The organism is Streptomyces venezuelae (genome assembly GCF_008642275.1).
GTDB classification, from domain to species: Bacteria; Actinomycetota; Actinomycetes; order Streptomycetales; family Streptomycetaceae; genus Streptomyces; species Streptomyces venezuelae_E.
This window is the reverse complement of sequence record NZ_CP029189.1, coordinates 4,132,856-4,155,130: the sequence shown is the minus strand read 5'-3', so window position 1 is coordinate 4,155,130 and position 22,275 is coordinate 4,132,856. Positions and strand designations below refer to the sequence as shown.

General features: G+C 72.3%; 14 protein-coding genes and 1 tRNA gene. 4 read left to right on the top strand and 11 right to left on the bottom strand.

Going from position 1 to position 22,275, the window contains the following annotated elements; all coding sequences use genetic code 11:
- Window positions 1-276: 276 nt before the first annotated feature.
- Together DEJ51_RS18360 and DEJ51_RS18355 are read left to right on the top strand one after the other, a co-directional pair.
- Window positions 277-1,515, top strand: a complete 1,239-nt coding sequence (locus tag DEJ51_RS18360; protein ID WP_223835866.1) for an MFS transporter — start codon at window positions 277-279, stop codon at window positions 1,513-1,515.
- Window positions 1,516-1,612: 97 nt separating this feature from the next.
- Entirely contained in the window at window positions 1,613-2,191 is a 579-nt protein-coding gene (locus tag DEJ51_RS18355; protein WP_223835865.1) for a TetR/AcrR family transcriptional regulator, read from the top strand.
- A gap of 299 nt (window positions 2,192-2,490) precedes the next feature.
- Here the strand turns inward: DEJ51_RS18355 and DEJ51_RS34565 are convergent, their stop codons facing one another.
- Window positions 2,491-2,649 (bottom strand): hypothetical protein, encoded by a 159-nt coding sequence (locus DEJ51_RS34565; protein ID WP_190620463.1) that lies wholly within the window; start codon window positions 2,647-2,649, stop codon window positions 2,491-2,493.
- A 303-nt stretch (window positions 2,650-2,952) separates the two neighbouring features.
- Between DEJ51_RS34565 and DEJ51_RS18350 the strand changes: the two genes are divergently transcribed.
- A complete protein-coding gene (locus DEJ51_RS18350) occupies window positions 2,953-3,216 on the top strand; it encodes a hypothetical protein (RefSeq protein ID WP_150258563.1) in 264 nt (87 codons plus the stop codon).
- Window positions 3,217-3,233: 17 nt separating this feature from the next.
- Here DEJ51_RS18350 and DEJ51_RS18345 read toward each other — a convergent pair.
- The 10 genes from DEJ51_RS18345 to bldG form a co-directional block, all read right to left on the bottom strand.
- Window positions 3,234-3,307: transfer RNA gene (locus DEJ51_RS18345), tRNA-Thr, on the bottom strand.
- 247 nt (window positions 3,308-3,554) lie between these two features.
- Window positions 3,555-5,123 carry an alpha/beta hydrolase gene (locus tag DEJ51_RS18340; RefSeq protein WP_150258562.1) on the bottom strand — a complete coding sequence of 523 codons (1,569 nt, stop codon included), beginning with the start codon at window positions 5,121-5,123 and terminating at the stop codon, window positions 3,555-3,557.
- A 183-nt stretch (window positions 5,124-5,306) separates the two neighbouring features.
- On the bottom strand, window positions 5,307-6,518 hold the full coding sequence (locus DEJ51_RS18335) for a DNA polymerase III subunit delta' (RefSeq protein WP_150258561.1): 1,212 nt from the start codon (window positions 6,516-6,518) through the stop codon (window positions 5,307-5,309).
- Window positions 6,519-6,600: 82 nt separating this feature from the next.
- Window positions 6,601-9,918: a dTMP kinase gene (tmk, locus tag DEJ51_RS18330; RefSeq protein WP_150258560.1), complete on the bottom strand. Its 3,318-nt coding sequence runs from the start codon at window positions 9,916-9,918 to the stop codon at window positions 6,601-6,603.
- A 292-nt stretch (window positions 9,919-10,210) separates the two neighbouring features.
- Window positions 10,211-13,042 carry a type I DNA topoisomerase gene (gene topA / locus DEJ51_RS18325; RefSeq protein WP_150258559.1) on the bottom strand — a complete coding sequence of 944 codons (2,832 nt, stop codon included), beginning with the start codon at window positions 13,040-13,042 and terminating at the stop codon, window positions 10,211-10,213.
- Between the two features lie 613 nt (window positions 13,043-13,655).
- Window positions 13,656-15,185 carry a methyltransferase gene (locus tag DEJ51_RS18320; RefSeq protein WP_150258558.1) on the bottom strand — a complete coding sequence of 510 codons (1,530 nt, stop codon included), beginning with the start codon at window positions 15,183-15,185 and terminating at the stop codon, window positions 13,656-13,658.
- A gap of 143 nt (window positions 15,186-15,328) precedes the next feature.
- A complete protein-coding gene (locus DEJ51_RS18315; protein WP_150258557.1) occupies window positions 15,329-15,892 on the bottom strand; it encodes a small secreted protein in 564 nt (187 codons plus the stop codon).
- 165 nt (window positions 15,893-16,057) lie between these two features.
- Entirely contained in the window at window positions 16,058-18,460 is a 2,403-nt protein-coding gene (locus tag DEJ51_RS18310) for a sodium-translocating pyrophosphatase (RefSeq protein ID WP_150258556.1), read from the bottom strand.
- Window positions 18,461-18,737: 277 nt separating this feature from the next.
- On the bottom strand, window positions 18,738-19,178 hold the full coding sequence (locus tag DEJ51_RS18305) for an ATP-binding protein (RefSeq protein ID WP_150258555.1): 441 nt from the start codon (window positions 19,176-19,178) through the stop codon (window positions 18,738-18,740).
- A gap of 122 nt (window positions 19,179-19,300) precedes the next feature.
- A complete protein-coding gene (gene bldG / locus DEJ51_RS18300) occupies window positions 19,301-19,642 on the bottom strand; it encodes an anti-sigma factor antagonist BldG (RefSeq protein ID WP_008743037.1) in 342 nt (113 codons plus the stop codon).
- Between the two features lie 70 nt (window positions 19,643-19,712).
- Between bldG and DEJ51_RS18295 the strand changes: the two genes are divergently transcribed.
- Window positions 19,713-22,256: a DEAD/DEAH box helicase gene (locus DEJ51_RS18295; RefSeq protein WP_223835864.1), complete on the top strand. Its 2,544-nt coding sequence runs from the start codon at window positions 19,713-19,715 to the stop codon at window positions 22,254-22,256.
- The last annotated feature ends 19 nt before the right edge of the window (window positions 22,257-22,275 follow it).

The window sequence follows — 22,275 nt, the reverse complement described above, 5'->3', positions numbered from 1 at the left end:
TCCATGGGGGGGAGGCCCGCGGCGGCCACCGTCTCCGGGGACGCCCAGGATCCAGGCCACCGGGTCCCGTACGTCGCGGTACTGGAGCAGGGTGTCCCGGGGCCGGGAGCCGGGCCACCTGGCGGTGCGGGACAGCCACCACGGCAGGCGGCCCGCGCAATCCCCCCAACCGATCGCAGGCGGGCCGGGGTGCACCCCATTGAATAGACGCAACGTCTAGTCTAATGTCACCGCCAGACACAACGCACCGTCCAGTCTCATGCCGGAGGTCATCCCGTGCCGAACCGAACCGACCGCCCCGACTCCCCGCCCGACACGCCCACTTCACCCGCGCCCCGCAGCCGGATCGCGGCCGCCGCCGTGGCCTTCGCCTTCTGGGTCACCATGGCCGGGACCACGGCGCCCACCCCGCTCTACCCGCTGTACGGCGAGGAGTTCGGCTTCTCCCCGATCACCGTCACCGTGATCTTCGCCGTGTACGCCGTCGGGGTCGTCGCCGGACTCCTCGCCTTCGGGCGCCTGTCGGACCAGATCGGGCGGCGCCCCGTACTGGTCACGGCGACCCTCCTCTCCGTCTGCGCCGCCCTGGTGTTCCTGGCCGCGGGCAACGTGGCCGTCCTGCTCACCGCCCGCGTGATCTCCGGCTTCTCCGCCGCGCTCGTCACCGGCGCCGCCACCGCCTCGCTCACCGAGCTCATCCCGCAGGGCCGCGGGGTCCGGCCCGCGACGGTCGCACTGTTCGCCAACATGGGCGGCCTCGCCTGCGGCACCCTGCTCGCCGGGATCCTGGCCGATGCCGCGCCCTCCCCGCTGCGCACACCGTGGACCGTGATGCTCGTCCTGGCGGTGACCGGGCTCGCTTGCGTGGCCGTGTCCCCGGAAACGGCCGCACACCGCTCCGGATTCGCCTTCCGCTTCCAGCCCCTGCACATCCCGTCGGAGATCCGCTCGGACTTCCTGCGCTCCGCGATGGCCGCCGGAGCGGGCTTCGCGGTGCTCGGCGTCCTCACCGCCGTCACCGGTCTGTTCCTCGGCACGGTCCTCCACGAGAGCAGCCACTCGCTCACCGGAGTCGTCGTCTTCACCGCCTTCGCCTGCACCGCACTGGGTCAGCTGCTGGTCCGCCGGATCAAGCCGGGCTCCGCGCTCTCCGTGGCCTGCCTGGGGCTGATCCTCGCCGCAGCCCTGATCGCGCTCGCCATGGCGGTCACCTCCCTGGGCCCGCTGCTCGTCGGCGCCGCCGTGAACGGCCTGGCCACCGGCATCGCCCTCGGCCACGGCATCGGCGGCATCACCACCCGCAGCGACCCACAGCACCGCGGCGCCTCGGTGTCGACGTTCTTCGCGATCCTCTACTCCATGCTCGCCGTCCCCGCGATCGGCGTCGGCGTACTGATCCGCGCCACGAGCCTGCGCCCGGCCGGGGAGATCTTCAGCGCCGTGGTCGCGGTGCTCGCGCTCACCGTGCTGCTGAGCCTCGCCCGCGGCCGCGGGGACCAGGCAGCACCCGCGTGACCGGCGTGCCAGAATCGCGGCATTCGCATGGAACAAGAGGTGAACGACCATAAGCGCCGCACGGAAGACCGAAGGCCACCGCACCCCCTCACCCGTCGTGAGCCGCACGGGCCCGCGCCGCAGTGAGAGCATCCGCGTCGCGGTGCTGAACGCCGCCGACGACCTGCTGGTGGAGCAGGGCTTCGCCGCGACGACGATCGAGGGCATCGCCGCGCGGGCCGGCGTCGCCAAGCAGACGATCTACCGGTGGTGGAAGTCGAAGGTCGAGATCCTGCTCGACGCCCTGACGGACGACGCCCTCGAAGGACTCGCCTGGGCCGAACCGGCCGGCACCCCCGCCGAGGACCTCACCTCACACCTGCACCGCGTCGCCGACTTCTTCCAGGAGCCGGCGGGCCAGGTGCTCCAGGCGCTCCTCGGTCACGCGCAACTGGACCAGGACACCGCCACCGCCCTGCGAGCGGGTTTCCTGCTCAGGCAGCGCGAACGCGATCTGGCCGGCCTCGGCGCGATCGTCGAACGCCACACGGGAAAGTCCCCGGACGAGGACCACCTCAACCGTCTCGCCGACCTCCTGCTCGGCCCGGTCTACTACCGCGTACTCGTCTTCGGCGAACCGGCCGACAAGAACCTCGCCGAGGCAACCGCCCACCTCGCCCTGAACCTCCCCACCTGACCAACACCCGCGCACGAAACCGCGGGAGCCCCTCCGTACTGATCGCTGTGCTCGGGGTGGACATCGCCACCCTGCAACGTCTAGTACGTGCGGGGCCCAGCAGTGGCAACTGCCGGGCCCGCACGTGCTGGACGCCCCCTGAGAACACCGAGACCGGCAAAGCCCACATGGCCCTGCCGAATACGCCGACCAGGACAGCACGACCGACACCGGTCGCAGCCTTCGCCGTCGCCGCGGGTGTGGACTGCTCCTGCCTACCGGATTCGGGACGAGTTCCGAGGATCGGCCGCCATCTCACGTCACTTCCGTCGCCACTCGTCACGCAGTCGGCGAACGGCCGAGATGGCGCGCACTGCCTTGTCGGAGAGCGAGGGCACCTGATCGAGGACGTACCCCAGCACGAGGACGCACCCGCCGAGTCCGGCGACCGACGCTGTAGCCCAACCGACCGTTTCCATACGGACCGTTCCACCTTCCGTGGGAGGTGGTCGGTCCGGGCGGCAGGGCGGCTCGAATCAACCACCCAAATCTGAGTGACCAAGTCGAGGACCATGCCCGCACGCTGTACTCGGGTATTCGGTTTTTTTGAAGCGGGCGCTACCCCTCTTCTTCATCTCCGGGTCGCTACTACCCGTCGCGAGAGAACGGCGTACCTCGCGTACCTGGTGCGGCGGCACGGACGAGGGCCGGAACACACGATGCCGCACCTCACATCCCGCCGCAGAGAACCACTTACGCCGTGATCTTTTCGTGACCTAAGGGTGCCCGGAAACAAGCACCGCTCCTACGCCCCGCCGCCATCCCCTGGTTGCGGGCTGCCCGCGCAGATCATCCAGGCGGCCGAGCAAAGCGGCCGTACGGTCGAGGAGGTCGCGCAGACGGCGCTCGCCCACCTCACCGAACAGGCTCCGGAAGCGGTGTCCGAGCAGGATGGCCTCACCACGGCCACACCCGAGGGTGCGAAGAACATCGCGTTCCGCCCCGCTTGGTCGGGGCATGAAAAAACCCCAGGTCACGGCGAGTGAGTCCTGGGGTTAATCCGAGCCGCCTTCGGGATTCGAACCCGAGACCTACGCATTACGAGTGCGTTGCTCTGGCCAACTGAGCTAAGGCGGCACCGCTGGTCAGACAAGTGTTCCCTCGAAGAGGGGCGCTCATCAGCAGCGGCGCCAAGTCTACAGGGTGTGGACGGGTGCCCTGAACCAGGTTCCCGGCAGGTCCCGCTACCAGCCCGGACGCGGGTCCCGCAGGTGTGCCGGGGTCTGTTCCGGCCGTCGGAGGTGGGCGCCGTCCGTGCGCCACAGGGATCCGATGCAGCATGATCTGCACGCACCTCCGGGTTGTTCTATGCCAGGTGGCGGCCTCAGCACTTCTTGCCGTCCTCCGGGGCCTTGCCGTCCAGGAGGTAGCGGTTGATCGCGCCGTCGATGCAGTCGCTGCCGCGCCCGTACGCCGTGTGGCCGTCGCCGTCGTAGGTGAGGAGCGTGCCCGAGTCGAGCTGGCCGGCCAGCGCCTGGGCCCACTTGTACGGGGTCGCCGGGTCGCGGGTGGTGCCCACCACCACGATCGGCGCGGCGCCCTTCGCGTGCAGCTCCCTCGCCTTGCCCGTGGGCTTCACGGGCCAGTACCCGCAGTTCAGCGCGGCCCAGGCCAGGCCGGGGCCGAAGACCGGGGAGGCCTTCTCAAAGGACGGCAGGGCAGTGTCGACGGCTTCGGGGCCGCTGAAGGCCGGAGCCTGGTCGAGGCAGTTGACGGCGGCGTTCGCGGACATGAGGTTGGCGTACTTGCCGTCCGCCTCACGCTCGTAGTAGCTGTCGGCCAGGCTCAGCAGGCCCGATCCGTCGCCGTTCATCGCCGAGCTGAGCGCCTCGCGCAGCTGCGGCCAGGCGGCCTCGTCGTACAGCGCCGCGATCACCCCGGTCGTCGCCAGGGCCTCGCCCAGCGGGCGGTCCGGGTCGCCGCTGGAGACGGGCTGGGCGTCGAGCTTGCGGAAGAAGTCCTTCAGGCGCGCCCCCACCGCGTCCGGGTCGCCCTTGCCGAGCGGGCAGTCGGGCTGCTTCGCACAGTCCTTGGCGAAGGCGGTGAAGGCCGTGTTGAAGCCCTCCGTCTGGTCCCGGTTCAGTTCGAGCGAGGGCCGGGCGGGGTCCATCGCCCCGTCCAGGACCAGCCGGCCGACCCGGTCCGGGAAGAGGTCCGCGTACGTGGCGCCGAGGAGGGTGCCGTACGAGGCCCCGACGTAGTTCAGCTTCTCGTCTCCGAGCAGTGCGCGCAGCAGGTCCATGTCCCGGGCGGCATCGGCGGTGGACACGTGCGGCAGGACCCGCCCGGAGTTCGTCTGGCAGGCCGCCGCGAACTCCTTGAAGGCCGTCACCAGCTCGGCCCGCTCGGCCGCGTCGTCCGGCGTCTGGTCCACCTGTGTGTACTTGTCCATGGCAGGACCGTTCAGGCACTCGACCGGGCTGCTGCGTTCCACCCCGCGCGGGTCGAAGGACACCATGTCGTACCGGGCGCGGACGGCCGCGGGATAGCCGATGCCCGCGTACGCCTGCAGGTACCCGACACCGGACCCGCCCGGGCCGCCCGGGTTGACCACCAGCGAGCCGAGCCGCTTGCCGGGACCGGTGGCCGTACGGCGGGACACCGCGATCTCGACGTCCTGGCCGGAGCCGGGGTTCGCGTAGTCCAGCGGGGCCTTCATGGTGGAGCACTGGAATCCTGGGACACCGCAGTCGCGCCAGGTCAGCTTCTGCGCGTAGTACGGGCGCAGCGCGGCCGCGTCGGGAGACGGCTGCGCCGAGGCCGTGCCGGACTCCGGCGGGGAGGACGCGGCGGCCCGGGGTTCTCCGGGCCCGCCGGAGGTGCACCCGGAGAGCAGCAGCCCGGCGGCTGCGATCACGGTTCCGGAGGTACGCAGCAGGCGACTGGTGTCCATCCCCGGAGCCTACGTCCTGACGGAGGACGCAGGCAGGCGAGCCGGGACCGGACGGTCGCAGGCCTTCCGTGGTCCGTGCCGGGCCCGGCACGGACCGGCCACTGCCCGGCCCTGATGGCCGGTTCGCCCGTACGGGTGAGCCGGTCAACCGGGTGTGGACCGCCTCCCGCGGCCCGGACGCGGTCAGCCCGCGCGCAGGGCCATTGTCATCGCCTCGACCGCGAGGAGCGGGGCGACATTGCGGTCGAAGGAGTCCCGGCAGGCGATGATCGCCTCGATCCGGCGCAGGGTCCGCTCGGGGCCCGAAGCGCGGGCGATCCGCTCCAGGTCGGGCCGTATCTCCTCGTTGGCGATGGCGACGGACGAGCCGAGCTGCAGGGCCAGAACGTCCCGGTAGAAGCTGGTGAGGTCGGTCAGCGCCAGTTCGAGGGTGTCGCGCTGGGTGCGCGTGCGACGGCGCTTCTGCCGGTCCTCCAGCTCCTTCATCACGCCCGCCGTGCCCCGGGGCATCCGGCTGCCGGCACCCGTTCCGGCGCCGAGCGCGGCCCTCAGTTCCTCGGTCTCCTTGGCGTCGACCTCCTCGGCGACCTGCTTGGCGTCCTCGGCGGCGGCGTCCACCAGCTCCTGGGCGGCCTTGAGGCAGGCACCGATGTCGTCCACCCGCAGGGGGAGCTTCAGCACCGTCGCCCGGCGCTCCCGGGCAGCCTCGTCGGTGGCCAGCCGACGGGCGCGGTCGACGTGCCCCTGGGTGACCCGGGCGGCGGCCAGGGCCACCGACGGCTCGATGCCGTCCCGGCGCACGAGCATGTCGACGACGGCCTCGACCGAGGGGGTGCTGAGGTTGAGGTGGCGGCAGCGGGAGCGGATGGTGGGCAGCACGTCCTCCACGGAGGGCGAGCACAGCATCCAGACCGTACGGGGCGCGGGCTCCTCCACGGCCTTGAGCACCGCGTTGGCGGACTTCTCGTTCAGCCGCTCGGCGTCCTCGACCAGGATGACCTGCCAGCGGCCCGTGGCCGGCGAGGTGTAGGACTTGCGGACGGTGTCCCGCATGTCCTCGACGAGGATCTGGCTGCCGACCGCGGCGACGGTGGAGACGTCCGCGTGCGTGCCGACCATCGTGGTGTGGCAGCCGTCGCAGAACCCGCAGCCGGGCTCACCGCCGAGCGCACGGTCCGGGCTGGTGCACTGCAGGGCGGCGGCGAAGGCCCGGGCGGCCGTGGTGCGCCCGGATCCCGGAGGGCCCGTGAACAGCCAGGCGTGGGTCATCTTCGACCCCTCGGGCGGCGCGGTCCCGGCCGTGATGGCCGTGACCAGGGCGTCGGCATCGCGGGCGGCGGCGGTCAGCTGCGCGCGGACCCGCTCCTGTCCCACCAGGTCGTCCCATACGGGCATCCCGCCCACCACCTTTCACTCTCCGTGCACCCATTGTGGCGGGCGCCACCGACAATCCCGTCCCGGTCCGTCCGCGCCGGGGTCAGCGGCGGCGGCGCGGCCGCCGATCGCCCTCGTCTCCCTCGTCGCCGCTCTCGTCGTCCCGGTGGCGGCCCAGCAGTTCGTCCGCCAGCGTCGGAAGGTCGTCCAGCGGGGTCTCCTCGGCCCAGTCCGGGCGCGGCCGGCGCGGGCGGCCCTCGCCGTCGACGACGGGGAGCTCCCGCGTCCGGTCGTTGCCGGAGTCCCGGAAGATGCCCGACGGCACCCGGTCGGCCGGGTTCTCCTCCGGACGCCGGGCCGTCGGCCGCGTGGCGGACCGGGCCTGCCCGCCACCACTGTCCTGCGAAGGCTGCGGGGCCTGCGCGGCCTGCGGGGCCTGCGCGGCCTGCGCGGCCTGCGGGCGGACGGGCGGCAGCACCGCCGTCTCGTCGGTCGGCCGTACGGGGGGCAGCACCGCCGTCTCGTCGGCCGCGCGGACCGGAGGCAGCACCGCGGTCTCCGCTGCGGAGGCCGGGTCGATCTTCGGCACCGGGACGGTCTGGGTGACGTCGTCCGGCTGGACGACCCGCTTGACCGGCCTGGCCTCCGGAGCCGCCGGAGCTGCCGGAGCCACCGGGGTCTCCACCGTCACCGCGTCGTCCGGGTGCGGCTCCCGTTCCGGCTTCTTGGTCATGGCGACCTTGGGGGCGGGGGCGGGGGCGGGAGCGGGAGCCGGCGCAGGAGCCGGCGGCGCCACCGCAGCAGCCTCCGCGGCTGCCGCGGCCGCGGCAGCCGCAGCCTTCGCCGCCGCCTCCGCCGCCACCAGGCGGCGTGCCTCCTCCGCCTTCAGCAGGGCCTCCTCGGCCCGCCGCTGCTTCTCCAGCCGCCGCTCCTCGGCCTCGGCCCGCAGCCGGGCCTCCTCCTCGGCCTGCCGGCGCAGCCGCTCGGCCTCCGCCGCGCGTGCCTTCTCCTCGGCCTCCAGGCGCAGCCGCTCGGCCTCGGCCCGGGCCCGGGCCTCCTCCTCGGCGCGCAGCCGCTCCTCCTCCGCCCTGCGGGCGGCCTCCGCCTCGGCCTTGATCCGCGCTTCCTCGGCCTCGCGGGCCAGCCGGGCCTCCTCTTCGGCGCGCAGGCGCGCTTCCTCCGCCTTGCGGGCCGCCTCCTCGGCAGCCTTGCGCCGGGCCTCCTCCTCGGCGAGGCGCCGCGCCTCGGCCTGGGCGGCCACCTCGGCCTCCGAGAGCGGGAGCATCCGGTCCAGGCGGTGCCGTACGACGGTGGTCACCGACCCCGGGTCCTGGCCCGCGTCGACCACGAGATAGCGGCCGGGGTCGGACGCGGCGAGGGTCAGGAACCCGGAGCGCACCCGCTGGTGGAACTCCGCCGGCTCCGACTCCAGCCGGTCCGGCGCCTCCGTGAACCGCTCGCGCGCCGCCTCCGGCGACACGTCGAGCAGCACGGTCAGGTTCGGGACGAGCCCGTCGGTGGCCCAGCGCGAGATCCTGGCGATCTCCGTCGGGGAAAGGTCACGGCCGGCGCCCTGGTAGGCGACCGAGGAGTCGATGTAGCGGTCCGAGATCACGACTGCGCCGCGCTCCAGGGCCGGACGCACCACCGTGTCCACGTGTTCCGCCCGGTCGGCGGCGTACAGCAGTGCCTCGGCCCGGTTCGACAGGCCGGCCGAGGAGATGTCGAGCAGGATCGAGCGGAGCCGCTTGCCGACGGGGGTCGCCCCGGGCTCCCGGGTCACGACGACCTCGTGTCCCTTGCCCCGTATCCAGTCGGCCAGCGCCTGGACCTGGGTGGACTTGCCGGCTCCGTCGCCGCCCTCCAGGGCGATGAAGAACCCGGTGGCGGACGCCGCCTGAACGGGCTCCCCGCCCCGCAGCGCCTCCCGCAGGTCCCGCCGCAGGGGTACTCCCCGGCGGTCGTCGGCCTTGGTGAGCACCAGCACGGCGACCGGCAGCAGCAGGGCGCCGACCAGCATCAGGGTGAAGGCGGCGCCGCCGTGGGCGAAGACGACCTCGGCACCGGTCAGCCGGTGCGGACCGATCGCAGCGGCCAGGACGGGCGCGGCGATCGCGCCGAGCGCCACGGCCACGCGTACGACGGCCTGGAGGTGCTCGGTGGTCCGGGCGCGCCGGAACTCCTCGGTCTCCTGGTCCAGGAGGGTGTGGCCGGTGTTGGCCGCGACGCCGGCGGCGATGCCTGCGAGCAGCGAGAGGAAGAGCACGGTGGCCATGTCCGGGACGAGCCCGGTCAGCAGCAGCGCGATGCCGGTGACCGCTATGGCGAGGGCCATGAGCCGGCGGCGGGACAGGGCGGGCAGCACCTTTCCGGCGTGGGTGGCGCGGATGCCGACGGCGGTGCCGCCGACCAGCGCGAGGACGAACAGCGCGAAGGCGGCCGGGCCGCCGCCCAGGTCGAAGGCGTGCAGTACGGACACGGACACGGCGCAGGACACCGCCCCGGCGACCGCGGCGCAGCTCAGGACGAGAAGGGGGATGGCTCCCGTACGGCCCTTGTCGGGCCGGTCGCCCGCCTTGGGGGTGCGCAGGCCCTCCAGCGGCGAACGCGGACGTGGGGTCGCCCCGCCGGGCAGCACCAGCGGCAGCAGCAGCGAGACGGAGGCGGCGAAGAGGCCGGAGGCCACGTACGAGCCGAGGGCGGCCTGGTTCGCGGCGAACCAGCCGATGCCGAGGCCGAGTGCCTTGCCGACCAGGGTCGCGGCGAGCAGCACGGCCGCGGCGATCGGCAGCGCCGCGAAGGACGTACGCAGGGTCAGCCGGCGCAGCGCGTCCAGGTGGTCCGGAAGCGGCCGTACGGTCGCCCCCTCCGGCGGCGGCGCGGGCAGCAGGGCGGGCGCCGCGCTCTCCTTGGCCAGGGTCCACAGCCGCTCGGCGGCGCCGGAGACGAACACGGTGGCCAGCAGCGCGGTCAGCGCGTGGGCCGGGATCCAGTCGAGCCACAGCGGGGCCACGACGAAGAGCCCGAGGCGGACCCCGTCGGCACCGATCATGGTCCAGCGGCGGTCCAGCTTGCCGTCGGCGCCCAGCAGCCCGGCCAGCGGGCCGAGGAGGACCGCGCCGAAGAGCAGGGTGGCGACGATCCGTACCCCGAAGACGGCGGCGACGGCGAGGGCCGCGCCGCGGAACCCGCCGCCGAAGCCCCCTTCCGTGACCGCTGCCTGGAGGGCCAGCAGCACCAGCACCAGCAGGGCCAGGGCATCACCGATGCCGCTCACCAACTGGGCGCTCCACAGCCGGCGCAGCCTGGGAGTGCGCAGCAGCGCGCGCACCGCACGCTCGCGGGAGTCCGCGGCTAGGGCTTCGTCGTAGGTGGGGTTCGCCGGGGCGGTCACGACCGCCGGCTGCTCGGCTCGCGTCATCCGCCCAGCCTATCCGCTGCGCTTGGCGGCTGCGGAGGCCTGTGGACAAGCCCGGGTGTGACCCCGGACCCACCTTTTCCGGGGGGGCGGCCCGGCCCCGTCGCGGGGCTCTGCCCGCTGCGGGGCTCTGCCCGTTGCGCGGCTCTGCCCGTCGCGGGGCTCCGTCCCCGGACCCCGCGCCTCACACGCCGGCGGGGCCGGAGTTGCCGGTGGCCCCTCCAGCCCCGCCAGGGGTTGCCCGTCCTCAGGCGGGCCGGAGTGACCGCACGGCGTCTCCGGCCCCGCCCCGGTGTTACTCGTCCGCGGCCGCCGGGGCCGCGGCCGTCTTCTTGGCCGGGGCCTTCTTGGCCGCCGTCTTCTTGGCGGTCGTCGTCTTCGCCGCGGTCTTCTTCGCGGCAGCGGTCTTCGTCGCCGTCGCCTTCTTGGCCGGGGCCTTCTTGGCCGTGGCCTTCTTCGCGGGGGCCTTCTTCGCCACCTTCTTGGCCGGGCCCTTCGCCCGCTTCTCCGCGAGCAGCTCGTAGCCGCGCTCCGGCGTGATCGTCTCGACGTCGTCGTCCCGCCGCAGCGTCGCGTTCGTCTCGCCGTCGGTCACGTACGGGCCGAAGCGGCCGTCCTTGACCACGACCGGCTTCTCGCTGACCGGGTCGGTGCCCAGCTCCTTCAGCGGGGGCTTGGCCGCGGCCCGGCCCCGCTGCTTCGGCTGCGCGTAGATCGCCAGGGCCTCGTCCAGCGTGATCGAGAAGAGCTGGTCCTCGGTCTCCAGCGACCGCGAGTCCGTGCCCTTCTTCAGGTACGGGCCGTAGCGGCCGTTCTGGGCCGTGATCTCCACGCCCTCCGCGTCCGCGCCGACCACGCGCGGCAGCGACATCAGCTTGAGCGCCTCGTCGAGGGTGACCGTGTCCAGGCTCATCGACTTGAAGAGCGAGGCCGTCCGCGGCTTGACCGCGTTCTTGCCCGTCTTCGGCGTGCCCTCGGGGAGGATCTCCGTCACGTACGGCCCGTAGCGGCCGTCCTTGGCGACGATCTCGTTCCCGCTGACCGGGTCCTTGCCGAGCTGGAACTCGCCGCTCGGCTTCGCGAAGAGCTCCTCCGCGTACCCGACCGTCAGCTCGTCCGGAGCCATGTCGTCCGGTACGTCGGCCCGCTGGTGGCCCTCCGCGTCCTTCTCGCCGCGCTCCACGTACGGCCCGTAGCGGCCGACCCGCAGCACGATGCCCTCGCCGACCGGGAAGGAGGAGATCTCCCGGGCGTCGATCGCGCCCAGGTCCGTGACCAGCTCCTTCAGCCCGCCGAGGTGGTCGCCGTCGGCCGGCACGACCTCGGTGGCGTCCTCCGAGCCGAAGTAGAACCGCTTCAGCCACGGCACGGACTGGGCCTCGCCGCGCGCGATGCGGTCGAGGTCGTCCTCCATCTTCGCGGTGAAGTCGTAGTCGACGAGCCGCCCGAAGTGCTTCTCCAGCAGGTTCACCACGGCGAACGACAGGAAGGACGGCACGAGCGCCGTGCCCTTCTTGAAGACGTAGCCGCGGTCGAGGATCGTGCCGATGATCGACGCGTACGTCGACGGCCGGCCGATCTCGCGCTCTTCGAGCTCCTTGACCAGCGAGGCCTCGGTGTAGCGGGCCGGCGGCTTGGTCGAGTGCCCGTCCGCCGTGATCTCCTCGGCGGCGAGCGCGTCGCCCTCCGCGACCTGCGGCAGGCGCTTCTCGCGGTCGTCGAGCTCGGCGTTCGGGTCGTCCGCGCCCTCGACGTAGGCCTTCATGAAGCCGTGGAAGGTGATCGTCTTGCCGGAGGCGGTGAACTCGGCGTCGCGTCCGTCCGAGGCGCGGCCGCCGATCTTCACGGTGACGCTGTTGCCGACCGCGTCCTTCATCTGGGAGGCGACGGTCCGCTTCCAGATCAGCTCGTACAGGCGGAACTGGTCGCCGGACAGACCCGTCTCGGCCGGGGTGCGGAAACGATCACCCGAAGGGCGGATCGCCTCGTGCGCCTCCTGGGCGTTCTTGACCTTGCCTGCGTAGACGCGCGGCTTCTCGGGCAGGTAGTCGGCCCCGTACAGCTGGGTGACCTGCGCCCGCGCCGCCGACACCGCGGTGTCGGAGAGCGTGGTGGAGTCGGTACGCATATAGGTGATGAAGCCGTTCTCGTACAGCTTCTGTGCCACCTGCATCGTCGCCTTCGCGCCGAAGCCCAGCTTGCGCGAGGCCTCCTGCTGCAGCGTCGTCGTACGGAAGGGGGCGTACGGGGAGCGGCGGTACGGCTTGGACTCGACCGAGCGGACGGCGAACGAGGCGTCGGCCAGCGCGGCGGCGAGCGCCCGGGCGGCCGTCTCGTCGAGGTGCAGCACCTCGCTCTTGAGCTGTCCGTTCGAGCCGAAGTCACGGCCCTGCGCGACGCGCTTGCCGTCCACCGTGTTCAGGCGGGCGACCAGCGTCGACGGGTCGGAGGCGTCGCCGGCGCGGCCGGTGGAGAAGGTTCCGGTCAGGTCCCAGTACTCGGCGGTGCGGAAGGCGATGCGCTCGCGCTCACGCTCGACGACGAGGCGGGTGGCCACCGACTGGACGCGTCCGGCCGACAGCCGCGGCATGACCTTCTTCCACAGGACCGGCGAGACCTCGTAGCCGTAGAGGCGGTCGAGGATGCGGCGGGTCTCCTGGGCGTCGACCATGCGCTGGTTCAGCTCGCGCGGGTTGGCGACGGCGTCGCGGATCGCGTCCTTGGTGATCTCGTGGAAGACCATCCGGTGGACGGGGACCTTGGGCTTGAGGACTTCCTGCAGGTGCCACGCGATGGCTTCGCCCTCGCGGTCCTCATCGGTGGCGAGGAAGAGTTCGTCGGACTCGGCCAGCAGCTCCTTGAGCTTCCTGACCTGGGCCTTCTTGTCCGCGTTGACGACGTAGATCGGCGCGAAGTCGTGCTCGACGTCCACTCCGAGGCGGCGGACCTCGCCGGTGTACTTGTCGGGAACCTCCGCCGCGCCGTTCGGGAGGTCGCGGATGTGCCCGACGCTCGCCTCGACGACGTATCCGGGGCCGAGGTAGCCCTTGATGGTCTTCGCCTTGGCTGGGGACTCGACGATGACGAGTCGGCGGCCGCCCTTTGCGGTCTCGCTAGTCGGGGACAACTTGGCTCTTCTCTCCGGTCGGCACTCGGTCGCAGTACGGCGACGCTGCGGAGTGTGACGGTACAACCCGCCCCCGTGTCAAACGGCACAAGCCCGCAACGGCCACTCGAACGGTAACCCGACAAGTGCCGTTTCTGCCGCCCGGATGCCGCGCCGGGGCGTTCCCGATCACCGGGCTGGGTGGCCGCGGGGCCGTCTGGCCGCGCCCTCTCAGCCGCTCCCCCGCCTGCTCCGACCTCGGCTTTCGGGGCCGGATCCGGGGCCGCGTCCCGGGCCTCCCGGGCCCCTGGAACCCGGTGCCGGAGCCGCGCGGGGCGACCCGGCCCGAGGGCGGTCGACGCCCTGCCGGCGAGCCCGTCCGGCGACACGGCCACGAGGGGGCGCACGCCCGGCGCCACCGGCGCACGGTGGTGGTGGACGCACGCCCCCGTCAGGCTTGCAGAGCGGCCCCGAGCAGCGGGAACACGGCCTTCGCGAAGATCGCCGGACCGTCTTCCGCGCCGCTCCCCCTTACCCCCGGACCACTCTCGGGATCCCCCCGGATCCCGCTGCCCAGGAGCCTGCCAGCCCTGTGGGTACGGCGGGCGAACCCCGGGTTACATCACGGGGTCGACTACCGCGCGGGACCCGTCACGGGGTCCAGGAAGCCCTGCTCGACCAGCAGCCGGATGGCCTCAGGAGTGCGGTCCCGCAGCACGACCGGGTCTTCCTGGACCAGCTGGGCGATCGCGTCCAGGATCCGGCCCGCGGTCAGTGAGCCGTCACACACTCCGGCGAAGCCGGCGCCGACCGTGTCGACCTTCGTGGCGCGCCGCATTCCGCGGTTCTGCCGGAGCACGACGTGTTCCGGATCCTCCGCGCCGGGCGCGCCGACCTGCTCCTGGACCACTTCCTCGGCCAGTGCGAAATAGGCCTCCAGCAGGGCCGCGTCGTCGTGCTGCCGCAGGTAGTCCTGGCGCGCGAAGTGGGCCAGGACGGCCTCACCGAGCGGCTGCTCCACCGTGTGGGGCCACTCCTCGACCACGATCGAGGGCTCGGCCGCGTCCGTCCGGCGCAAGGTGATCCAGCCGAAACCGACGGACTTGGTCCCGCGGGCCTCGAACTCGTCCAGCCAGTCCTCGTACCGCCGCGCGTACTCGGCCGGGTCGGTCCGGTGGTCGCCCGCGTCGCGCAGCCACAGCTCCGCGTACTGCGTCACGTCCTGCACGTCACGCTGCACGATCCAGGCGTCACAGCCGCGCGGCACCCAGGAGCGCAGCCGGTCACGCCAGTCCTCGCCGTCCACGTGCTGCCAGTTGCCGAGGAACTGCGCGTACCCGCCCGGGTTGAGCCGCGCGCCGGCCTCCTGCACCAGGGTCCGGCACAGGTCGTCGCCGCCCATACCCCCGTCCCGGTACGTCAGCCGGGCGCCGGGGGAGATCACGAACGGCGGGTTCGACACGATGAGGTCGTACGTGGCCTCGCCGACCGGCTCGAAGAGCGACCCCGTGAGCAGCTCCGCTTCCGGGGCCCCCGACAGGGCCAGCGTCAGACGGGTGAATTCCAGGGCCCTGGGGTTGACGTCGGTGGCGGTGACCCTGATGGCGTGCCGGGACGCGTGCAGCGCCTGGATTCCGGATCCGGTGCCGACGTCGAGTGCGGAGCCGACCGGGGTGCGGACGGTGATCCCGGCCAGGGTGGTGGAGGCGCCGCCGACGCCGAGGACCACGCCCTCCTCGCGGCTGCCGATCCCGCCGGCCCCGCCGACGGAGCAGCCGAGGTCGGAGACGATGAACCAGTCCTCGCCGTCCGGGCCTCCGTACGGGCGCACGTCGACAGTGGCGTGCACCCTGTCCTCGCCGTCGGCGACCTCCTCCAGCCGCAGCCAGCCGTCGGCCAGCGCGGCATCGACGGGCAGCGCCCGCGCGGCGTGCTCGTACGGCTCCGGCTGCTGGAGCAGGAACAGCCGGACCAGGCTCGCGAGCGCTCCGTCGCCCGGGCCACGGGTGGCGCGCAGGGCAGGGACGGTCTCGCTGCGGGCCAGCGCGGCGTAGGCGGGGGCGCCGAGCAGGTCGAGCAGCCCGTCGGCGGTGAAACCGGCGGCGAGCAGGGCGGCGCGGAGCTCGGGGGCGCGGTCGGGCTTGGGGAGGCTGGTGGTACTCACGCGTCCATTGTGTCCGCTGGGACGCGTCCTGCCGATCACACCGGGCCCGCAGCCGCGAAAGGGCGGCCGCGGCCCCTTCCGGGCCCCCGGCCGCCCCAGGGCGTGTGCGCACGGAACACGGCCCGAGCGGGCCGGCCGTGCTGCTAGGAGGCCGCCGGTGCCGTCGTCACCTGGCAACCCTTCTGCCCGTTGATCGCCGTGCCGAGGCCACCCGCCTTGAGCTGGGCGAGCGCGTCCTGACCGCCCTTCGTCACGTCCTTGAGCCCGCCCGCGACCTCCTTGAGGCCGTCGGCGAACTTCGCCTTGTCCTGGGGGTCGAGGGCGTCGGTCTTCGCCTTCAGGTCGGCGTAGCCCGTGGAGGTCGTCTCGAAGCCCTTGGCCGCCGCCTCCTGGGTCGCGGCGCCGTTCTTGACCGGCGGAACGCCCGCCGACCGCAGGGCGTCGGCCATCGCCTTGTACGACTCGGTCATGGTCGCGAAGGCCGCCGAGTCGGTCTTCTGGACCTCGTCGGGCTTGCTGCTTTCCGAGGCCACCCGCTTGATCTCGACGTTGGCGGCTTCGATCTTCTCGATCTGGGGCTGCCACTGGTCGCAGACCTTCTTGGCCCAGGAGCCGGCCTTCTGGTCGGTCTCGTCCCCGCCGCATCCGGACAGGACGAGCATCAGTGCCGCACCGCCCGACAACGCGGCCGCAATCTTCTTGTTCACCGGATTGGTCCCTTCGAAGGCTCTCGGCCCGGAAGATACACGTCCGGCCTCCGGGGACGCACAAAGGCGGACAGACGGCGCGTGAGTCCGCGCCGCCCATCCGCCTTTCGGGCGTACCGGCCGGCCCTGCCCGGCCCCGCCCGTGCCGCGGGGGAGGTCTGCAGGTCAGGAGACCGTCGCCGGGTCGGCCGACTGGGCCACCCGCTCGGCGGCTCCGCCGTCGGTCTCGTCGCCGACGGCGATGCCACGGCGCTTGGAGATGTAGACCGCGCCGATGATGACCCCGATCGCGAGGACGGCCACGACGGCCCGCACGAGCGGGCTGCTGTCCCCGCCGTAGCTGAACTGCACGACCGCGGGGGCGATCAGCAGCGCGACCAGGTTCATGACCTTGAGCAGCGGGTTGATCGCGGGACCCGCGGTGTCCTTGAACGGGTCGCCGACCGTGTCGCCGATGACGACCGCCTCGTGGGCCTCACTGCCCTTGCCGCCGTGGTGACCGTCCTCCACGAGCTTCTTCGCGTTGTCCCACGCGCCGCCGGAGTTGGCGAGGAAGACCGCCATCAGGGTGCCCGTGCCGATGGCGCCGGCGAGGAAGGAGCCGAGCGCGCCCACGCCGAGGGAGAAGCCCACGGCGATCGGGGTGAGCACGGCGAGCAGGCCGGGCGTGGCGAGCTCGCGCAGCGCGTCCTTGGTGCAGATGTCCACGACGCGCCCGTACTCGGGCTTCTCGCTGTAGTCCATGATCCCGGGGTGCTCGCGGAACTGGCGGCGCACCTCGTAGACGACGGCTCCCGCGGAGCGGGAGACGGCGTTGATGGCGAGGCCGGAGAACAGGAACACCACGGCCGCGCCCAGGATCAGCCCGACGAGGTTGTTGGGCTGTGCGATGTCCAGGCTGAGGTTCAGCTCCCCGGCCTTGGCACCGACTTCCTTGACCGCGGCGGCGATCGCGTCGTTGTACGAGCCGAAGAGCGCCGCCGCGGCGAGCACGGCCGTGGCGATGGCGATGCCCTTGGTGATGGCCTTCGTGGTGTTGCCCACGGCGTCCAGGTCGGTCAGGACCTGCGCACCGGCGCCCTCGACGTCGCCGGACATCTCGGCGATGCCCTGGGCGTTGTCGGAGACGGGCCCGAAGGTGTCCATGGCGACGATGACGCCGACGGTGGTGAGCAGGCCGGTGCCGGCCAGGGCCACCGCGAAGAGCGCGAGCAGGATCGACGTACCGCCGAGCAGGAACGCGCCGTAGACGCCGAGGCCGATGAGCAGCGCCGTGTAGACGGCGGACTCCAGGCCCACCGAGATCCCGGCGAGGACGACGGTGGCGGCTCCCGTCAGGGAGGACTTGCCGATGTCCCGGACGGGGCGCCGGTTGGTCTCGGTGAAGTAGCCGGTCAGCTGCTGGATCAGGGCCGCGAGCACGATGCCGATGGCGACGGCGACGACGGCCAGGATCCGCGGGTCACCGGTGTGGTTGGTGATCGCCGGGTTCTCGACGCCGACGAGCTCCTTGTAGGTGGCCGGCAGGTAGGCGTAGACGGCGATCGCGACCAGCGCCAGGGAGATCACGGCGGAGATGAAGAAGCCGCGGTTGATGGCGGTCATGCCGCTGCGGTCGCTGCGGCGCGGGGAGACCGCGAAGATGCCGATCATCGCGGTGATGACGCCGATCGCGGGCACGATCAGCGGGAAGGCGAGTCCCAGGTCGCCGAAGGCGGCCTTGCCGAGGATGAGCGCGGCCACCAGGGTGACGGCGTAGGACTCGAAGAGGTCGGCCGCCATTCCGGCGCAGTCTCCGACGTTGTCGCCCACGTTGTCGGCGATGGTCGCGGCATTGCGCGGGTCGTCCTCCGGAATGCCCTGCTCGACCTTGCCGACCAGGTCGGCGCCGACGTCGGCGGCCTTGGTGAAGATTCCGCCGCCCACGCGCATGAACATCGCGATCAGGGCGGCACCGAGACCGAAGCCCTCCAGGACCTTGGGGGCGTCGGCGGCGTAGACCAGGACGACGCAGGAGGCGCCCAGGAGGCCGAGGCCGACGGTGAACATGCCGACGACGCCGCCCGTCCGGAAGGCGATCTTCATCGCCTTGTGGGAGACCTCGGTCAGGTCCCTGGCGGGCTCCCCCTCGGCCGGGGTGGCCTCACGTGCGGCAGCGGCGACGCGGACGTTGGCGCGGACCGCCAGGCGCATGCCGATGTAGCCGGTGGCGGCCGAGAAGATGGCGCCCACGAGGAAGAAGGCGGAGCGCCCGCCCCGCTGCGTCCAGTCGTCGGCGGGGAGCAGGAAGAGCAGGAAGAAGACCACGACGGCGAAGATGCCGAGGGTGCGCAGCTGCCGGCCGAGGTAGGCGTTGGCGCCTTCCTGGACGGCTGCGGCGATCCTCTTCATGCTGTCGGTTCCCTCGTCGGCGGCGAGGACCTGGCGGACCAGGATCTGCGCGACGACGAGTGCGGCGAGTGCCACGGCCGCGATGACGATCACGATGAGCCGATTGTCATCGGTGAGTACTGCAGCTGCCAGATCCGTGGTGCGATCCGGCGCAATGGGGGTGAAGAGCCCCGTCATTCGTCCTCCTTGACGTGATGAGCTCAAGATGTGGACGGATTGTAGGGAGCGCGCCCCGATCAAAACAGTGCGCAGGAAACGCAATTGGCGTGCTCTCGCTCCTCAGCAATAGATCGCGTCACTCCATTACCCTCGAAAGTGGTAATGGGGCAAAGGCATTGACGCCTCATCATTGATCTAGAGAAGATCCGGAGAAATGAAAAAGGCCCTGCTCAGCAGGGCCTTGATAAAGATCCGAAGATACGAAGGATTAAGCACCGGCGGATGGCGGAAGGTCTCAGGGAAGCTCGGAGACCCCGGAGACGGGCCAGCTCATCCGGATGGTCCCGCCCGATTCACCGTTGCTCACCTCGACGTCGTCGACGAGCCCGCTGATCACCGCGAGACCCATCTCGTCCTCGGTCTCGCCCTCGGACTCCAGGACGGCGGTGATGCCGGGCACGGCGTCGGCCGCGCTGCCGGACGGCCCGGGGACCTCGTCGCCGACCTCGATGGAGAACACCTTGTCGTCCTCGGTCAGCACCACCCGGACGGGCGCGGTCAGTCCGTTGCTCCGATGGAGTCCGACGGCACGCGAACAGGCCTCACCCACGGCGAGGCGGACCTCGTCGAGGACGGCTTCCTCCACGCCGACCCGGCGCGCCACGGCGGCCGCGACCAGGCGGGCCGTCCGGACGTGTTCGGGCTGGGCGCTGAAGCGCAGTTCAACGGTGGCCATGCGCATCCCCCTCGGACTACGGGCGTGCCTTGACAGGGGCCCGGGCCGACCATGGCCCGGTACCCCCGCTCTCCTTGCCGGCCCCCTGCCGCCCGGAGGCCACAGGAAGCCGCGCGGAGCCGTCAGTCGGTGGCGTTGACGGCGTCTTCCACCGTGGTGTGAATCGGAAACACCTTGGTCAGACCGGTGATGCGGAAGATCTTCAGGATGCGCTCCTGGTTGCACACCAGACGGAGCGAGCCCTCGTGCGCACGGACGCGCTTGAGGCCGCCCACGAGCACACCAAGACCGGTGGAGTCGAGGAAGTCCACCCGCTCCATGTCGACAACCAGGTGGTAGCTGCCGTCGTTCACCAACTCGACCAACTGCTCGCGCAGCTTGGGCGCGGTATACACATCAATCTCGCCACCGACCTCCACGACCGTACGGTCGCCGACAGTGCGAGTCGACAGGGACAGGTCCACGGATCCTCCAGCACCTTGCTATCGAGCGACGCCCCCTCACCCGAAGGTAGGCGAGGGATTGGCTGCCGCGATGGCATTCAATCACTTACCGGCAGGCGCGCACGACGCCTTCGGACCATTGTCCCGCACGCCGGTGACACACTCGGTTCCGATGGCCAACACATCTGGTCCCGGACGGCCCACGGCACCCGCGGACCCACGACCCACCCCCGACGCGGTCCTGGACCGCCTGTCACGGGGGCCTTCCCGTGCTGCGCGCATCACCCATACGGAGCACTTGCCCCCTCGGGCGGGTCGTCATGCAGTCTGGCCGGACCGCATCCGAACAGACGTCGTAGCCGCAATCGGATCGGCCGGAATCGACCATCCGTGGGAACACCAGGCCGCGGCGGCCGAGCTCGCCCTCGACGGAACGTCCGTGGTCGTGGCCACCGGAACCGCCTCGGGCAAGTCCCTCGCCTACCTCGCGCCCGTGCTCTCCGCCCTCGCGGACGGCGCCGAGGCCCCGAACGGCCGGGGCGCGACCGCCCTGTACCTGGCCCCCACCAAGGCCCTGGCGGCCGACCAGCGGCGCGCCGTACGGGAACTGGCCGCCCCGCTGGGCAACGCCGTACGCCCCGCGGTCTACGACGGGGACACGCCCGTCGAGGAGCGCGAATGGGTGCGGCAGTACGCGAACTACGTCCTGACCAACCCCGACATGCTGCACCGCGGGATCCTGCCGGCCCACCCCCGCTGGTCCTCCTTCCTGCGGGCCCTGCGCTACGTCGTGATCGACGAGTGCCACACCTACCGCGGGGTCTTCGGCTCCCATGTGGCACAGGTGCTGCGGCGACTGCGGCGGCTCTGCGCCCGTTACGGCGCGGAACCCGTCTTCCTGCTGGCCTCCGCCACCGCGAGCGACCCGGCGGCCGCCGCGTCCCGGCTGACCGGCGTACGGGTGACCGAGATCACCGACGACGCCTCGCCGCGGGGCGAGGTGGTCTTCGCCCTCTGGGAGCCGCCGCTCCTGACCGAGCTGCGCGGCGAGAAAGGTGCCCCCGTACGCCGTACGGCCACCGCCGAGACCGCCGACCTGCTGACCGACCTGGTGGTCCAGGGGGTCCGCACGGTCGCCTTCGTCCGCTCCCGGCGCGGAGCCGAGCTGATCTCCGTGATCGCCCAGGAACGGCTCGCGTCCGTCGACCGTTCGCTGCCCCGGCGCGTCGCCGCGTACCGGGGCGGCTACCTCCCCGAGGAGCGCCGGGCCCTGGAGCGGGCCCTGCACTCCGGCGAGCTGCTCGGGCTGGCCGCCACGACGGCCCTGGAGCTGGGCGTGGACGTATCCGGCCTGGACGCCGTGCTGATCACCGGCTACCCGGGCACCCGGGCCTCCCTGTGGCAGCAGGCGGGCCGCGCGGGGCGCTCGGGCCAGGGCGCCCTGGCCGTACTGGTCGCCCGGGACGACCCGCTGGACACCTACCTCGTCCACCACCCGGAGGCGCTGTTCCAGCGGCCGGTGGAGGCCACCGTCCTGGACCCCGACAACCCGTACGTCCTCGCCCCGCACCTCTGCGCGGCGGCAGCGGAGCTGCCGCTGACCGACGCCGACCTGGAACTCTTCGGCCCGGCGACCGAGGAACTCCTTCCTCAGCTCGAAGCGGCGAAACTGCTGCGCCGCCGGGCGACCGCCTGGCACTGGACCCGCCGGGAACGGGCCTCGGACCTGACCGACATCCGGGGCGGCGGCGGCCGCCCGGTGCAGATCGTGGAAGCCTCGACCGGCCGGCTGCTGGGTACGGTCGACGAGTCGGCAGCCCACACCGCAGTCCACGAGGGGGCCGTCCACCTCCACCAGGGCCGCACGTACCTCGTGAAACACCTGGACCTTGAGGACTCGGCGGCCCTCGTGGAGCAGGCGGACCCGCCCTTCACCACCACGGCCCGCGACACCACCTCCATCTCCGTCCTGGAGACCGAGACCGAGATCCCCTGGGGCTCGGCCCGGCTCTGCTTCGGCTCCGTCGAGGTCACCAACCAGGTCGTCTCCTATCTGCGCCGCAAGGTGATCACCGGCGAGGTGCTGGGGGAGGCCAAGCTCGACCTGCCGCCCCGCACCCTGCGCACCCGGGCCGTGTGGTGGACGGTGACCGAGGAGCAGCTCGACGAGGCCCGGATCAGTCCGGAGATCCTGGGCGGCGCCCTGCACGCCGCCGAGCACGCCTCCATCGGCATGCTCCCCCTGTTCGCCACCTGCGACCGCTGGGACATCGGCGGCGTCTCCGTGCCGCTGCATCCCGACACCCTCCTCCCCACGGTCTTCGTCTACGACGGCCACCCCGGCGGCGCCGGCTTCGCGGAGCGCGCCTTCGGCACGGCCCGCGCCTGGCTGACGGCGACCCGCGACGCGATCGCCGCCTGCGAGTGCGAGGCCGGCTGCCCGTCCTGCATCCAGTCCCCCAAGTGCGGCAACGGCAACGAGCCCCTGCACAAGCGCGGCGCCGTCCGACTCCTCACCCGCCTCCTCTCCGAATCCCCGGCCGTCCCGGCCACCACACCCTTCTCGGAATCCCCGGCCGCCTCGGCCGCACCGCTCTCCGACGCGGCCGAGGCCTCCGAAGCCCCGGAGGCCTGACACCGGGGCTCGCCGAGGC